This window comes from Staphylococcus saprophyticus subsp. saprophyticus ATCC 15305 = NCTC 7292 (genome assembly GCF_000010125.1).
Lineage (GTDB): Bacteria > Bacillota > Bacilli > Staphylococcales > Staphylococcaceae > Staphylococcus > Staphylococcus saprophyticus.
On sequence record NC_007350.1, the window covers coordinates 1,125,878 to 1,141,393 of the forward strand.

Annotated in this window: 14 protein-coding genes, 1 riboswitch and 1 other annotated feature; all 14 genes read left to right on the forward strand. The window is 32.7% G+C overall.

Annotated elements, in window-relative coordinates:
* Positions 1–65: 65 nt before the first annotated feature.
* The 14 genes from nrdR to hemA all read left to right on the forward strand — a co-directional run bounded on the left by nrdR (position 66) and on the right by hemA (position 15,503).
* The gene (nrdR, locus tag SSP_RS05525) at positions 66–536 is read left to right on the forward strand and encodes a transcriptional regulator NrdR (protein WP_011302921.1); all 471 of its coding nucleotides are present in this window, start codon (positions 66–68) and stop codon (positions 534–536) included.
* Positions 536–1,909 (forward strand): replication initiation and membrane attachment family protein, encoded by a 1,374-nt coding sequence (locus SSP_RS05530; RefSeq protein ID WP_011302922.1) that lies wholly within the window; start codon positions 536–538, stop codon positions 1,907–1,909. The genes nrdR and SSP_RS05530 overlap by 1 nt, the downstream gene beginning before the upstream one ends.
* Positions 1,906–2,829 carry a primosomal protein DnaI gene (dnaI, locus tag SSP_RS05535; protein ID WP_011302923.1) on the forward strand — a complete coding sequence of 308 codons (924 nt, stop codon included), beginning with the start codon at positions 1,906–1,908 and terminating at the stop codon, positions 2,827–2,829. Before SSP_RS05530 ends, dnaI begins: the two co-directional genes overlap by 4 nt.
* 351 nt (positions 2,830–3,180) lie before the next feature.
* The gene (thrS, locus tag SSP_RS05540; RefSeq protein WP_011302924.1) at positions 3,181–5,118 is read left to right on the forward strand and encodes a threonine--tRNA ligase; all 1,938 of its coding nucleotides are present in this window, start codon (positions 3,181–3,183) and stop codon (positions 5,116–5,118) included.
* 59 nt (positions 5,119–5,177) lie between these two features.
* A riboswitch (Lysine riboswitch) is annotated at positions 5,178–5,350 on the forward strand.
* Positions 5,351–5,561: 211 nt separating this feature from the next.
* Positions 5,562–7,052, forward strand: coding sequence for an amino acid permease (locus tag SSP_RS05545; RefSeq protein WP_002483062.1), 1,491 nt, complete (start codon positions 5,562–5,564; stop codon positions 7,050–7,052).
* 59 nt (positions 7,053–7,111) lie between these two features.
* Positions 7,112–7,241: a sequence feature (ribosomal protein L20 leader region), on the forward strand.
* 23 nt (positions 7,242–7,264) lie between these two features.
* Positions 7,265–7,792, forward strand: a complete 528-nt coding sequence (infC, locus tag SSP_RS05550; protein ID WP_002483063.1) for a translation initiation factor IF-3 — start codon at positions 7,265–7,267, stop codon at positions 7,790–7,792.
* A gap of 28 nt (positions 7,793–7,820) precedes the next feature.
* Positions 7,821–8,021, forward strand: a complete 201-nt coding sequence (gene rpmI / locus SSP_RS05555; protein WP_002483064.1) for a 50S ribosomal protein L35 — start codon at positions 7,821–7,823, stop codon at positions 8,019–8,021.
* Between the two features lie 51 nt (positions 8,022–8,072).
* Positions 8,073–8,429: a 50S ribosomal protein L20 gene (gene rplT, locus SSP_RS05560; protein WP_002483065.1), complete on the forward strand. Its 357-nt coding sequence runs from the start codon at positions 8,073–8,075 to the stop codon at positions 8,427–8,429.
* Between the two features lie 326 nt (positions 8,430–8,755).
* A complete protein-coding gene (locus SSP_RS05565; RefSeq protein ID WP_002483066.1) occupies positions 8,756–9,367 on the forward strand; it encodes an NUDIX domain-containing protein in 612 nt (203 codons plus the stop codon).
* Positions 9,368–9,379: 12 nt separating this feature from the next.
* Positions 9,380–10,306, forward strand: coding sequence for a hypothetical protein (locus tag SSP_RS05570; protein ID WP_011302925.1), 927 nt, complete (start codon positions 9,380–9,382; stop codon positions 10,304–10,306).
* Between the two features lie 169 nt (positions 10,307–10,475).
* A complete protein-coding gene (tig, locus tag SSP_RS05575) occupies positions 10,476–11,786 on the forward strand; it encodes a trigger factor (RefSeq protein ID WP_002483068.1) in 1,311 nt (436 codons plus the stop codon).
* A gap of 186 nt (positions 11,787–11,972) precedes the next feature.
* Complete coding sequence (clpX, locus tag SSP_RS05580; protein WP_011302926.1) at positions 11,973–13,235, forward strand: ATP-dependent Clp protease ATP-binding subunit ClpX; 1,263 nt, start codon at positions 11,973–11,975, stop codon at positions 13,233–13,235.
* A gap of 176 nt (positions 13,236–13,411) precedes the next feature.
* Complete coding sequence (gene yihA, locus SSP_RS05585) at positions 13,412–13,999, forward strand: ribosome biogenesis GTP-binding protein YihA/YsxC (protein ID WP_011302927.1); 588 nt, start codon at positions 13,412–13,414, stop codon at positions 13,997–13,999.
* Positions 14,000–14,171: 172 nt separating this feature from the next.
* A complete protein-coding gene (hemA, locus tag SSP_RS05590) occupies positions 14,172–15,503 on the forward strand; it encodes a glutamyl-tRNA reductase (RefSeq protein WP_011302928.1) in 1,332 nt (443 codons plus the stop codon).
* The last annotated feature ends 13 nt before the right edge of the window (positions 15,504–15,516 follow it).

The following is a 15,516-nucleotide window of genomic DNA, read 5'->3' on the forward strand; positions in this document are numbered from 1 at the left end:
ATCTTTTGTGACTTGCATATTTATAGTATAATGTAAGGTAATCAAAAAGAGAGGGTGATAATTCGATGAAATGCCCGAAATGTAATTCGACTCATTCTCGTGTTGTGGACTCTAGACATGCAGATGAAGTTAATGCGATTCGACGTAGAAGAGAATGTGAAGAGTGTGAAACAAGGTTCACTACTTTTGAACATATAGAAAAAAGACCACTCATCGTAGTTAAAAAAGACGGTACACGTGAGCAATTTTTACGAGAAAAAATATTAAATGGTTTAGTTCGTTCATGTGAGAAAAGACCAGTACGATATGAGCAATTAGAAGACATTACAAATAATGTCGAATGGAAATTACGTGATGAGGGTCGTGCTGAAATTTCATCAAGAGAAATTGGTGAACATGTTATGAATTTATTGATGCATGTAGATCAAGTATCGTATGTAAGATTTGCATCTGTATACAAGGAATTTAAGGATGTAGACCAGTTACTACAATCTATGCAAGGTATTTTAGCTGAAAATAAACGGAGTGATTCTTAATGGGGTTACAATCCTACGATTATGGTTTGAGACCACATGATAATTTCAATGTTGTTCGTGATTTTAATTTAAATAATAACCATTTAGAAATATTAAATAGATTGTTTACGCCCATGATTGGTATGAATGCGATTGGTTTATATCATTACTTGAATCAATTTGCGGAAGTTGGTTCTGATACTGTTTTAACTCACTATATTATAATGAGTGAATTAAAAATAAATTTGTTGGAATTCAGAAAAGAAATGGATTTGTTAGAAGGTACAGGCCTTGTTAAATCATATGTTAATCACAGTGCACAACATTCATCGTTTATTTATGATTTGATTCAACCACCTTCTGCGAAACAATTTTTTAACGACCCTATGTTATCTGTTTATTTATATAGTGAGGTAAGTAAACAACGTTATCAACAACTCAAACGGCATTTCGAGAGTGATCAGCGTATTGATTATAGTCAATATCAAGATGTGACTCGTACGTTCACTGATGTATTTAAAGTGCCAAATAAAACGGTGGAAAATGATGGTATAGAAAAAAAAGAAACAGCATATACTGGTTTAAACTTAAGTCAAGTTCAGTTTGATTTTGAGACACTTTACGATTTATTACAAAGCCATTTTATAAGTGCAAAAATAATTGATAAAGATGCTAAAATATTAATCACACAAATTGCTACATTATATGGATTGACACCTGAAGCAATGAAACGCATCATATTAAAATCCATCACAAGTGCACAAGAATTGTCATTTGAAGAATTGCGTAAACATGCAAGAACGTATTATTTAATGGAGCATGAACAACAATTGCCTACACTAAATGTTAAAACAGAAGCGGATAGTGAAACTAAACTAGAGAATCAACCAGTGGAAACTGAAAGTGAAAATGATAGTTGGCTTAAACAATTGGAGGAAACAAGTCCTATTGATATGCTTGCATCATGGTCAGAGTCTGAACCAACTACCCAACAAAAATATATGATTGAAGAACTGATTGAACGTGAACATTTATCATTTGGCGTTATTAATATTCTATTGCAGTTTGTAATGTTAAAAGAAGATATGAAGCTGCCTAAATCCTATATATTTGAGATTGCATCTAATTGGAAGAAAAAAGGCATTAAAACAGCAGAACAAGCATATCAATACGCCGTGAAAGTAAATCAGCCTAAGAAAGAAAACCAATCTAATAAACGTAATTATAAACAGAAACAATTAGCTTCCAGAGAAATGACACCAAAATGGTTAGAAGAACGCGATAATAAGCAATCGAATGAACCATCCAAAGATGAAGATGATGAGAAATTAAAAAAAGATAGAGAACAATTTCTTAATCAATTAAAAAATAGATGGAAGGAGGACAATAAATGAAATCTTTCAACCATATTATGGGTGAATCAAATGATTTATCAAAACGCATCGAAAAAATCAAAAAAGATGTCGTCAAAGATCCAGACGTCAAACAATTTTTAGAGACACATAAGTCCGAATTGACCAATGCAATGATTGATGAAGATTTAAATATTTTGCAAGAATATAAAGACCAAGAAAAGCATTATGATGGTCATGCTTATAAAGATTGTCCCAATTTTGTTAAAGGACACATACCTGAATTGTACATTGAAAATAATCATATAAAGATTCGCTATTTACCTTGTCCTTGCAAAATCAAACATGATGAAGAAAAGTTTAATGCACATTTGATTACATCCCATCACATGCAACGCGACACACTAGATGCTAAGTTGGAAGATATTTATATGGACAGAAGAGATAGATTAGATGTTGCTATGGCTGCAAACCAAATCTGCGACAAAATTACAAATCACGAATCGCAAGTGAAAGGTTTATATCTACACGGGCCATTTGGAACGGGGAAATCTTTTATATTAGGTGCTATAGCGAATCAATTGAAAACTGAAAAAATATCATCGACCATCGTTTATTTACCAGAGTTTATTCGTTCGTTAAAAGGCGGATTTAAAGACGGTAGTTTTGAGTCTAAACTTCAAAGAGTCAGAGAAGCGAATATACTCATGTTGGATGATATTGGTGCTGAAGAAATTACAACATGGGCAAGAGACGAAGTCATTGGCCCGCTCTTACATTATAGAATGGTTCAAGAACTGCCAACTTTCTTCAGTTCAAATTTAAGTTTCGAAGAATTAGAATATCATCTTTCAGTTACGAGAGACGGCACTGAAAAGACAAAAGCTGCCAGAATTATGGAGCGAATTAAAACACTTTCTATACCGTATTATCTAGAAGGAAAAAATTACCGGAATGATTGAAATTTGAAATAAATGTTGTATAATATAATTAAATCTAAATCTTACGAAATAATACGGAGACAAGATGAATAAATGGATACCTCACAGAGAACCAATGTTTGTTGAGAATTGGTAGGTATATTTATTGATTACTACTTCGTCAATGATGTTGTAATAAACATCCGGCTCAAGACCGTTATCTTATGTAGAGTAAAGTTATTATGCAATATTTTTGTTGAATAACTTTAATTTAGGGTGGTACCACGAAGACCTCGTCCCTTTTTTGGGATGAGGTCTTTTTGTGTTTTTGAGTAGTAACATAGGGTGATTCGTAAAGATTTAAGAGCTTGAAAAAAATAGGAGGAATGTGACATGGATCAAATTAAAATTAAATTTCCAGACGGTAATACAAAGGAATTTGACAAAGGAACAACAACTGAAGATATCGCACAATCCATCAGCCCAGGATTAAGAAAAAAAGCTGTGGCAGGCAAGTTGAATGGACAATTAATTGATTTAACTAGACCTATTGAAAGTGATGGAGATATTGAAATCGTGACACCTGGTTCAGATGAAGCGTTGGAAGTTTTACGTCATTCTACAGCACATTTAATGGCGCAAGCATTAAAACGTTTGTATGGTGAGGTTCATTTTGGTGTTGGACCTGTTATTGAAGGTGGTTTCTACTATGACTTTGATATGGAAGAAAGTATCTCATCGGATGATTTTGAAAAAATTGAAAAAACAATGAAACAAATTGCGAACGAAAATTATCCAATTGAGCGCAAAGTTGTGTCACGTAATGAAGCAAAAGCTTTTTTCTCAGATGATCCGTATAAACAAGAATTAATTGATGCGATTCCAGAAGATGAAAATGTGACATTGTATACACAAGGAGAATTTACTGATTTATGTCGTGGGGTCCATGTACCATCAACTTCAAAAATTAAAGAATTCAAATTGTTATCAACTGCGGGTGCTTATTGGCGTGGCGATAGCAATAATAAAATGTTGCAACGTATCTATGGTACAGCTTTCTTTGATAAAAAAGATTTAAAAGCCCATTTGCAAATGCTTGAAGAAAGAAAAGAACGTGACCATCGTAAAATTGGTAAAGAGTTAGAACTCTTTTCTAATAATCCGTTAGTAGGCGCAGGTTTACCACTATGGTTGCCTAATGGTGCAACAATCCGTCGTGAAATTGAACGTTATATCGTAGATAAAGAAGTGAGTATGGGTTACGATCACGTTTATACACCAGTAATGGCAAACGTTGATTTATATAAAACATCTGGACACTGGGATCATTATCAAGAAGATATGTTCCCGACAATGAAATTAGATGAATATGAAGAAATGGTATTAAGACCGATGAACTGTCCACATCATATGATGATTTATGCTAATAAACCGCATTCATATCGTGAACTACCAATTAGAATTGCTGAACTTGGTACAATGCACCGTTATGAAGCAAGTGGTGCGGTTTCAGGATTGCAACGTGTTCGTGGTATGACTTTAAATGATGCGCATATTTTTGTTCGTCCAGATCAAATCAAAGAAGAGTTTAAACGCGTAGTTAATTTAATTATAGATGTTTATAATGACTTTAATTTTGAGAATTATAGCTTCCGTTTAAGTTATAGAGATCCAGAAGATAAAGAGAAATACTTTGATGACGATGAGATGTGGATTAAAGCTGAAAGTATGTTAAAAGAAGCGGTTGATGAACTAGGATTAGACTATGAAGAAGCCATCGGTGAAGCGGCATTCTACGGTCCTAAACTAGATGTACAAGTTCAAACAGCGATGGGAAAAGAAGAAACTTTATCTACAGCGCAACTTGATTTCTTATTACCACAAAAATTTGAATTGACTTATATAGGTAATGACGGCGAACAGCATAGACCCGTAGTTATTCACCGTGGTGTTGTATCAACTATGGAACGTTTCGTAGCGTTCTTAACGGAAGAAACTAAAGGTGCCTTTCCAACTTGGTTAGCACCAAAACAAGTAGAAATTATTCCAGTTAATGTTGACTTACATTATGATTATGCAAGACTTATTCAAGATGAACTAAAATCTCAAGGTGTACGTGTAGAGATTGATGATCGTAATGAAAAGATGGGTTATAAAATTAGAGAAGCACAAATGCAAAAAATCCCATATCAACTAGTCGTTGGTGACAAAGAAGTTGAAAACAAAGAAGTAAATGTTAGAAAATATGGTTCCCAAGATCAAGAAACGCTTGAAAAAGATGAATTCATTTGGAACTTAGTTGATGAAATCAGATTGAAAAAACAAAGATAGTCTTGAAACTATTGTTAAAATCATGTATATTACAGTTTAGTGAGTAATAAAAAAATTAAATTTGAGTTAGAGGTTGCGTTTTTAAAGAGTAATGATTCAGAAGCCAGATGGGGCATATGTTGAATGCATGAAAGGTGAAAATGCCGAAACCTGTATTGACCATTTACAATACAGGTTGGGACAGTTATCGAAAGAAACTGGACTGTCACATATGTGATGTGCTACCTATATAAATGCTATTATTAAAATGGTTGCATATCTAATGGGTATGCAACCATTTTGTTTTGGTTTAATGATTATTGAAAATACATTAACGGGATAGAACGAAAATATGAAGTCATGTGTAATGGATATACTGAATACAGATGACAATGTTTTACTATAAACGTATTGGATTAATCATATAGAAAGTTAGCCTCTAAATTTAAAGAAAGGGAGCTTCTATGGCAAATCAAGAAAATCAAAACACTGGGATTAAAAGAGGGTTGAAAGACCGTCATATTTCCATGATTGCTATTGGGGGTTGTATTGGAACAGGACTATTCATGACTTCCGGTGGTGCGATCCACGATGCTGGTGCACTTGGTGCGCTTTTAGCATATGCAATCATTGGAGCAATGGTCTTCTTTCTTATGACTTCATTAGGAGAGATGGCGACGTATTTACCTGTATCTGGATCGTTTAGTACATATGCTACACGCTTTGTAGATCCTTCATTAGGATTTGCATTGGGATGGAACTACTGGTTTAACTGGGTAATTACTGTTGCTGCCGATGTTACAATAGCTGCGCAAGTTATTCAATATTGGACGCCGTTATCTGGTATTCCGGCTTGGAGTTGGAGTTGTCTCTTTTTAATTATTATTTTTGGACTTAATGCATTATCTGTACGAGTTTATGGCGAAAGTGAATATTGGTTCGCGTTAATTAAAGTAGTTACTGTAATTATTTTCATTGCAATTGGTCTATTAACGATTCTAGGTATTATGGGAGGCGAATTTGTAGGCTTTGATACATTTACTAAAGGCGGTGGACCTATTTTAGGTGACGGTCTTGGAGGTAGTTTACTTACTATTTTAGGTGTGTTCTTAGTGGCAGGTTTCTCATTCCAAGGTACAGAATTGATTGGTATTACTGCTGGTGAATCTGAAAATCCAGAACGCGCAGTTCCAAAAGCAATTAAACAAGTATTTTGGAGAATATTAATCTTTTATATACTTGCTATATTTGTAATCGGTATGCTAATACCTTACGATAGTTCAGCGTTAATGGGCGGCGGAGATGATATTTCTACTTCACCATTTACATTAGTATTCCAAAATGCAGGCTTAGCATTTGCTGCGTCATTCATGAATGCAGTCATTTTAACTTCAGTGCTTTCTGCAGGTAACTCAGGTATGTATGCTTCAACTAGAATGCTTTATTCAATGAGTAAAGATAAACTGGCATACCCTATATTTGGTAAAACAAATAAAAGCGGTGTTCCTTATGTATCTTTAATCGTTACAGCAATCATAGTTATAGGCATATTTATATTGCAACACTTGAGTGGTGATGCATATGAATATATCGTAGCTGCGAGTGGTATGACTGGTTTCATCGCATGGGTAGGTATAGCTGTGAGTCATTATAGATTTAGAAAAGCATTTGATAAACAAGATTATGATAAGTCTAAATTGAAATATAAAGCGAAATTATTCCCATTTGGACCTATATTTGCTGGTATCTTGTGTGTATTAGTTATTATTGGACAAGATGTAGATTTTATTAAAACAGGTGACTTTGACCTTAACAGGTTTGTTATCACTTATATGGGAATTCCAGTATTCTTGGCGTTCTTCATTTATCATAAAGTGAGATATAAAACGAAAATGGTTCCATTGGAAAAAGTGAACTTACGACAAGATGTTGATATGGAAGAAATTAATAAATAATAAAAAGCTATTGACTTGTATATGTATTATTGATAAGATAGGTAACGTTGAATACGAAACGAACCAAGTAGAAGCTCCCGCTTCTCACCTGTTGCGACGCTATAGGCAGTTGGCAGGTCTTATATATACATGTTAATTTCATGTGTAGAGAAGAGCGGGTATATTATATACTCGCTCTTTTTGCTTGGGATAATTTCGTAAAAATCTTGGAGGTGTCAACCATAGCAAAAGATCAAACTCAAGTTAACGAAAAGATTCGTGCAAAAGAATTACGCTTAATCGGTCAAGACGGAGAACAAATTGGTGTTAAAACTAAAAATGAAGCTCTAGAAATGGCGGAACGCGTTGGTTTAGATGTAGTCATTATGGCTCCAAACGCTAAACCACCTGTTGCTAGAATTATGGATTACGGTAAATACAAATTTGAACAACAGAAAAAAGAAAAAGAAATGAAAAAGAAACAAAAAACAATCAACCTTAAAGAAATTCGTTTAAGTCCAACAATTGAGGAACACGATTTCCAAACAAAATTGAAAAATGGACGTAAGTTCTTAGAAAAAGGCGATAAATGTAAAGTTTCAATTCGTTTCAGAGGTCGTGCAATTACGCATAAAGAAATTGGTCAACGTGTATTAGAAAAATTTGCAGAACAATGCAAAGACATCGCTACAGTTGAACAAAGACCTAAAATGGATGGACGTCAAATGTTCATCATGTTAAGTCCAATTAACGAAAAATAATAATCGATATTACAGGAGGAAATGAATCATGCCTAAAATGAAAACACACCGTGGAGCAGCTAAACGTGTTAAAAGAACTGGTTCAGGTAAATTAAAACGTTCTAGAGCTTTCACATCTCACTTATTTGCAAACAAGAGTACTAAACAAAAACGTAAATTACGTAAAGCTTCATTAGTAAGCAAATCAGATATGAAACGTGTAAAACAATTATTAGCTTATAAAAAATAATTAACGATATAAAAAAGATAAGATCGAACATATTTAGAGGAGGAATTTATTATGCCACGAGTTAAAGGTGGAACAGTAACAAGAGCGCGTCGTAAAAAGACGATTAAATTAGCTAAAGGTTACTTCGGTTCAAAACGTACATTATATAAAGTAGCAAAACAACAAGTTATGAAATCAGGTCAATATGCATTCCGTGACCGTCGTCAAAGAAAACGTGATTTCCGTAAATTATGGATTACACGTATCAATGCAGCAGCTCGTCAACATGACATGAGCTATTCAAGATTAATGAATGGTTTGAAAAAAGCTGAAATTGATATCAACCGTAAAATGCTTTCTGAAATTGCAATTTCAGATGAAAAAGCTTTTGGTGAATTAGTAGCTAAAGCAAAAGATGCTTTAAAATAATAATCAAGTAGAGTCTGGGACATGAATTATTGTCTCAGACTCTTTGTCATATAGGACAAAAGATGGTTGAAATGCAATCTCTATATTGGAGATCATTTATGTTTATCGATTCGTTTCAATTTAATTCTAGAAAAGTTAAACAATGAAAATTCAACTTTTCTCTTGTTGTCTTAAATTTAATGAATGAGATTAAAATACATAGCAAATTAATTTTTGTAATTTCTAAAGTTATATTAACAATCTACAATATGATTTTGAATAATCATTTTGATAAATAACTACGGTTTGATAAAATAATGAAGAAGTCATATATGAAGGAGAAACTAATGTCTAAATTTGATGAAATGATAACAGTAGTTCCAAGAACAATTTTATTTGATAATGAAAAAAATAAATTTAATGGTTTCTTAGATAAAAATACTACAAAAGGTCAAGATATTTTTGACACACTTTCAAAATATGAGATAAAACGACGCGGTGATATGGAAGAAGACCCATCATACAAACAATTAATTTCATATTGCATATTAGAAAATGAACATGATGAAATTTTAGTTTATGAACGTTTGTCTGGTGGTGGAGAGGCACGTTTACATGGTCAGTCGTCAATCGGTGTTGGTGGTCATATGAATGATGTTAAGGGTGCTGAATCTATAAATGAAGTGTTGAGAGTTAACGCTCAAAGAGAATTAGAAGAAGAAGTTGGTTTATCTGATAGCAAATCTCAGAATTTAGCTTACATCGGTTTCATCAATGATGACACGAATGAAGTAGGCGAAGTACATCTAGGTGTCGTCTTTAAAATCAATGTAAATAGTAATGATGTAGAATCAAAAGAAACCGACACATTGAGAATAAAATGGGTAGATCAAAGTAAAATTGATAACTATGATGAATTTGAATCATGGAGCGCTTTAATATTACAAGCTAAACAGTAGGGGTGTATAAAGATGTCCGATGTCATTCCTTTTCCTCGATCAAAAGAAAAACTGATTAGAGAAATTAAGCAATCGTTTAATAGCAATGATTTAGAGCAAATGTATCAATTGTTTGAAGACTTTGAAGAACACTTCGAATTAGATGAACAAATGGCTTTATTAAAATGTTCAATGTTATATAATATGCAGCATTTTCTAGAATTACGTGAAGAGGCCATTATTTTACTTAAGCAAGGAACGACAAAGTATGATGATTTAATGGTTTATTATGTGAAAAGTTTAAACGGCTTGGGACAGTATTTTGAAGTAGTAGAAGTCATCAATCAAATTATAGATGAAGTTAATGACCATAGAACTAGAATGGAATTGTTCCCGATTAAAGAATATGCAATGAGTCAAATAGATAGCCATAATGAACATGCTACCAAAATGCTTCAAGATTTCGACTCAATTTCACTTCGTGATCAAATTAATACGATACTTACATTAATTGATTATAGTCAGTTCAGCTATAAAAATACGGTTGTGAATATTATTGAGCATGTTACTCTCACACCTAATGTGTTAAGTATCATGCTTGAATATTTACGTTTTGCAGAATATGATCAAGAGATAGATATAATAAAATACAATTTTGACATGTCTGTTATACCTAGCAAATTACCAGGATTAGAACATACTGAATTTAAACTTAACATCATTCCAAATGTGATTCAGCACATTGAAGAAGATGCTGCGCAATTGATAGAAGAAGCGCTTCATTTAATGAATAATCATGCCATTTTATTTTATCCATTGGATATCGAGCGAATCGCTCATATAGATGTTTGGGTTGAGGCATATACAAATTACTTTAAAGCGATGATAGGTTTAGAATCATTAGATGAGTCTAATGCGGCCATTCAATTTATTACTGAAATAGATAAATTGAATAATTAATCATTTGTATTTCGGGTAATTGTAAAAAATAGTGTTATAATAAAGCAAATAATTTCAATTTCACAGGAAAATAAAATGTTATAAGCACAGGGTTTGTGTAGTGAATAGTCCTATGCTATAATAGTGAAGTTGAAAAAATAAAATAGGATAATCATGGAGGTTTTTATACATGACAGCAACTTGGGAAAAAAAGGAAGGTAACGAAGGTGTATTAAGCGTTACAGTTCCAGCAGAAAAAGTAGACAAAGCAATTGATCAAGCTTTCAAAAAAGTAGTTAAACAAATCAATGTACCTGGCTTTCGTAAAGGGAAAGTTCCACGTCCAATTTTTGAACAACGCTTTGGTGTAGAAGCTTTATATCAAGATGCAGTTGATATCTTATTACCAGAAGCTTATGGTGAAGCTATTGACGAAACTGGAATTAAACCAGTTGACCAACCAGAAATCAATGTAACATCAATTGAAAAAGGTAAAGAAATGACATTTGAAGCTAATGTTGTTGTAGAACCAGAAGTTCAATTAGGTGACTACAAAGGTTTAGAAGTTGAAAAACAAGATGTTGAATTAACTGATGAAGAATTACAAGAATCAATTGATCATCAATTAGGTCATTTAGCAGAAATGGTTGTTAAAGAAGATGGCGCTATTGAAAATGGCGACACAGTTAACATTGACTTTGATGGCTATGTTGATGGAGAACAATTTGAAGGTGGACAAGCTGAAGGCTACGATCTTGAAATTGGTTCAGGTTCATTTATTCCAGGATTCGAAGAACAATTAGTAGGTGTTAAAACTGGTGAAGAAAAAGATGTTAACGTTACATTCCCAGAAGAATACCATGCTGAAGAATTAGCTGGTAAAGAAGCTACATTCAAAACAAAAGTTAATGAAATTAAATATAAAGATGTTCCAGAATTAACAGATGAAATTGCTAACGAATTAGATTCAGAAGCAAACACTGTTGATGAATATAAAGAAAACTTACGTAAACGTCTAACTGAACAAAAAGAAACAGATGCTGAAAACAATCAAAAAGAAGAAGCAATTAACAAAGCAGCAAACAATGCTTCAATTGATGTTCCAGATGCAATGATTAATACTGAGTTAGATCGCATGGTTCAAGAATTTGGACAACGTATGCAACAACAAGGTCTTAATTTAGAAACTTATTTCCAAATTTCTGGTCAAGATGAATCACAATTAAGAGAACAAATGAAAGACGATGCAGAAGAACGTGTTAAAACAAACTTAACATTAACTGCTATCGCTGATGCAGAAGATATTGAAGTTTCAGATGATGATATCGATAAAGAATTAGAAAAAATGAGTGAACAATTTAATATTTCAGTAGAAGATATTAAACAAACACTAGGTAATACGGATATCGTTAAAAATGATGTACGTATTCAAAAAGTTATCGACTTATTAGTTGATGAAGCTAAATTAGTAGAACCATCTAAAGATGACTCAGAAGCGTAACTAAATATAAATAGAGCAAATTGTTTTGTGAATTATATGTTAGTCGTTTAATATAGTAAACTAGTAGCAGATGCATTCAAATAATGTGTCTGCTACACTATTTTATGCAAATAACTTGTGAAAGGTGTAAGTTGCATATTAAAATACTATCTAGTATAGTCTTTAGGGAATAGGGGTGTAAATAGAATGTTCAAATTCAATGAAGATGAAGAAAATTTAAAATGCTCTTTCTGTGGTAAAGATCAAGACCAAGTTAAAAAACTAGTAGCAGGAAGTGGCGTGTATATTTGTAATGAGTGTATCGAGCTATGTTCAGAAATAGTTGAAGAAGAATTAGCTCAATCAGAGCCTGAAGGGCTAACTGAATTACCAACACCTAAAGAAATTATGGACAAATTAAATGATTATGTTATTGGACAAGAAAAAGCTAAAAAATCATTAGCTGTTGCTGTTTATAATCATTATAAACGTGTTCAACAATTAGGACCTAACGAAGACGAAGTGGAATTACAAAAAAGTAATGTTGCTTTAATCGGTCCAACTGGTAGTGGTAAAACACTTCTAGCACAAACATTAGCTAAAACATTAAATGTACCATTTGCAATTGCTGATGCTACAAGTTTAACAGAAGCTGGTTATGTCGGTGATGATGTTGAAAATATATTACTACGTTTAATCCAAGCTGCTGATTTTGATATAGATAAAGCTGAAAAAGGTATTATTTATGTCGATGAAATTGATAAAATTGCCAGAAAATCAGAAAACACGTCGATTACACGTGATGTATCTGGTGAAGGTGTCCAACAAGCATTGCTTAAGATTTTAGAGGGCACAACAGCAAGTGTTCCACCACAAGGCGGACGTAAGCATCCAAACCAAGAGTTAATTCAAATTGATACGACTAACATCTTATTTGTACTTGGTGGTGCCTTTGATGGTATTGACGAAGTAATCAAACGTAGATTAGGTGAAAAAGTAATTGGTTTCTCTAGTAGCGAAGCATCTAAGTATGATGAAGATGCGATTCTTGAACAAATTAGACCAGAAGATTTACAATCATATGGTTTAATTCCAGAATTTATTGGACGTGTGCCAATTGTAGCGAACCTTGAGACATTAGATGTAGACGCATTAAAAAACATCTTAACGCAACCGAAAAATGCCTTAGTTAAACAATATACTAAAATGCTTGAACTAGATGATGTCACATTAGAATTTACAGATGAAGCATTGTCAGCAATTAGTAATAAGGCAATAAAACGTAAAACAGGTGCGCGTGGATTACGCTCAATTATCGAAGAAGCATTAATTGATATTATGTACGATGTACCATCTTCTGATGGCGTTGTTAAAGTAGTAATTACTGCAGAAACGATTAATGATGAAAAAGAACCTGAACTTTACGATAAAGATGGAAATCTTGTAAATAAAGAACAAACATCTGCTTAATATATTTTAAGTAGTAAACTGGGAGTGGGACTAAGCAATCAAAGTTAATTGAGATTGCTAACCCACTCCTATTTTTATTTTTTTCAAAATAACCACTTTATAGTGAGAATACATATTCATTTAATAATTTGTGTAATATAATGAATCAGAGAGTTTAACAGAAAAGAGGGACGAAAATGAAAGTTAATCCTAACGAGATTGAATTATTGATAAGTGCGGTGAAACCAGAACAATATCCTGAAACAGGTCTAAGTGAAGTTGGTTTAAGTGGAAGATCTAATGTAGGAAAATCTACGTTTATTAATAGCATGATTGGTAGAAAAAATATGGCACGTACGTCACAACAACCTGGGAAAACACAAACACTTAATTTTTATAACATAGATAATCAACTTGTATTTGTCGATGTACCAGGATACGGATACGCTAAAGTGAGCAAAAAACAACGTGAAGCTTTTGGCAAAATGATTGAAAAATATATTTCACAGCGAGAAGAATTAAAATTAGTCATTCAACTTGTAGATTTAAGACATAACCCAACAGAGGATGACATTTTAATGTATAACTACTTAAAATATTATGAAATTCCTACATTTGTAGTAGCAACTAAAGAAGACAAAATTGCAAAAGGCAAAGTACAAAAGCACTTAGCAAATATTCAACAAAAATTAGAAATGGAACCTGAAGATGAAATTATAAGTTATTCATCTGTGAAAAATAATAAACAACAACAAATTTGGAATGTTATAGAAAAGTATTTGTAATTATTATAAAGAACAGGCTTTTTATCATTACATATAATAGAAAATTAAGTATAATTATGACAACAATATGACTACAGATTATAATTCTTCTAATTTACAGGACGAGTTACTTAACGCATGTCATAATTGTGTTATAATAAACTTATTGTAATATGTATGGAGGGCGTTATAAATGCATTTAATTGCGGTAAGCATTAATCATCGTACTGCAGATGTAGCACTTAGAGAAAAAGTTGCTTTCAAAGATGATGCCATACGTTCAGCCAATGTTGATTTATATGAAACGAAATCTATTTTAGAAAACGTTATACTATCAACTTGTAACCGAACAGAAGTATATGCTGTTGCAGATCAAATTCATACGGGTCGCTATTATATACAGAGATTCTTAGCGAGATCATTTGGATTAGATGTTGAGGATATTAAAAATATGACTGAAGTAAAAGTGGGGGACGAAGCAGTAAAACATTTATTGCAAGTCACTTCAGGTTTAGATTCTGTTGTACTAGGTGAGACACAAATTCTAGGGCAAATTAGAAACGCATTCTTTTTAGCTCAAGAAGAAGATACAACAGGCACTATCTTTAATCATTTATTTAAACAAGCAATTACTTTTGCGAAGAAAGCACATAATGAGACTGATATTGCTGATAATGCAGTAAGTGTTTCGTATGCGGCTGTTGAACTGAGTAAAAAAGTATTTGGCAAAGTCAATAATAAGCAAGCTTTAATTATAGGTGCAGGGGATATGAGTGAATTATCACTCTTAAATTTAATTGGTTCAGGTGTAACTGATATCACAATTGTAAATAGAACATTGAGTAAAGCTCAAGATTTAGCAATGAAACATCATGTTAAATTTGAACCAATGGAATCATTACCAAGACTTTTAGTAGACGTAGATATAGTAATAAGTTCAACAAGTTCAGAAAATTATATTGTGACAAATGAAATGTTGCAATCTATTAGCACTGAACGTAAACACGATTCATTAGTAATGATTGATATTGCGGTTCCTAGGGACATTGAACCGAATATAGATACAATCCATGATATGTTTAGCTATGATGTTGATGATTTGAAAGGTTTAGTAGATGCTAATCTGAGAGAACGCCAACTAGCAGCAGAACAAATTATACAAAACATTCCAAATGAAATTGAAGCACATAATGAATGGGTTAATATGTTAGGTGTTGTGCCAGTTATTCGCGCACTTAGAGAAAAGGCCATGTCAATTCAAGAGGATACAATGGATAGTATAGACAGAAAATTACCTGGATTATCTGAAAGAGAACGCAAAATCATTTCAAAACATACAAAAAGCATTATAAACCAAATGTTGAAAGATCCTATAAAACAAGCTAAAGAATTGAGTAGTGATAAGAAAAGTAACGAAAAATTAGAGCTATTTCAAAGCATATTTGATATTGAAGCTGAAAATGCATATGAAGCTAAAAAGCAAAAGAACAATATGAAAACAGGTCAAATCTTAAGTTTTGAATAAGCATTAGCAAATG

What these genes read in the sequence shown, in the direction of transcription:
- nrdR (WP_011302921.1), top strand. Translation starts at nt 66, where the DNA reads ATGAAATGCCCGAAATGTAATTCGACTCATTCTCGTGTTGTGGACTCT.
- SSP_RS05530 (WP_011302922.1), top strand. Translation starts at nt 536, where the DNA reads ATGGGGTTACAATCCTACGATTATGGTTTGAGACCACATGATAATTTC.
- dnaI (WP_011302923.1), top strand. Translation starts at nt 1,906, where the DNA reads ATGAAATCTTTCAACCATATTATGGGTGAATCAAATGATTTATCAAAA.
- thrS (WP_011302924.1), top strand. Translation starts at nt 3,181, where the DNA reads ATGGATCAAATTAAAATTAAATTTCCAGACGGTAATACAAAGGAATTT.
- SSP_RS05545 (WP_002483062.1), top strand. Translation starts at nt 5,562, where the DNA reads ATGGCAAATCAAGAAAATCAAAACACTGGGATTAAAAGAGGGTTGAAA.
- rpmI (WP_002483064.1), top strand. Translation starts at nt 7,821, where the DNA reads ATGCCTAAAATGAAAACACACCGTGGAGCAGCTAAACGTGTTAAAAGA.
- rplT (WP_002483065.1), top strand. Translation starts at nt 8,073, where the DNA reads ATGCCACGAGTTAAAGGTGGAACAGTAACAAGAGCGCGTCGTAAAAAG.
- SSP_RS05565 (WP_002483066.1), top strand. Translation starts at nt 8,756, where the DNA reads ATGTCTAAATTTGATGAAATGATAACAGTAGTTCCAAGAACAATTTTA.
- SSP_RS05570 (WP_011302925.1), top strand. Translation starts at nt 9,380, where the DNA reads ATGTCCGATGTCATTCCTTTTCCTCGATCAAAAGAAAAACTGATTAGA.
- tig (WP_002483068.1), top strand. Translation starts at nt 10,476, where the DNA reads ATGACAGCAACTTGGGAAAAAAAGGAAGGTAACGAAGGTGTATTAAGC.
- clpX (WP_011302926.1), top strand. Translation starts at nt 11,973, where the DNA reads ATGTTCAAATTCAATGAAGATGAAGAAAATTTAAAATGCTCTTTCTGT.
- yihA (WP_011302927.1), top strand. Translation starts at nt 13,412, where the DNA reads ATGAAAGTTAATCCTAACGAGATTGAATTATTGATAAGTGCGGTGAAA.
- hemA (WP_011302928.1), top strand. Translation starts at nt 14,172, where the DNA reads ATGCATTTAATTGCGGTAAGCATTAATCATCGTACTGCAGATGTAGCA.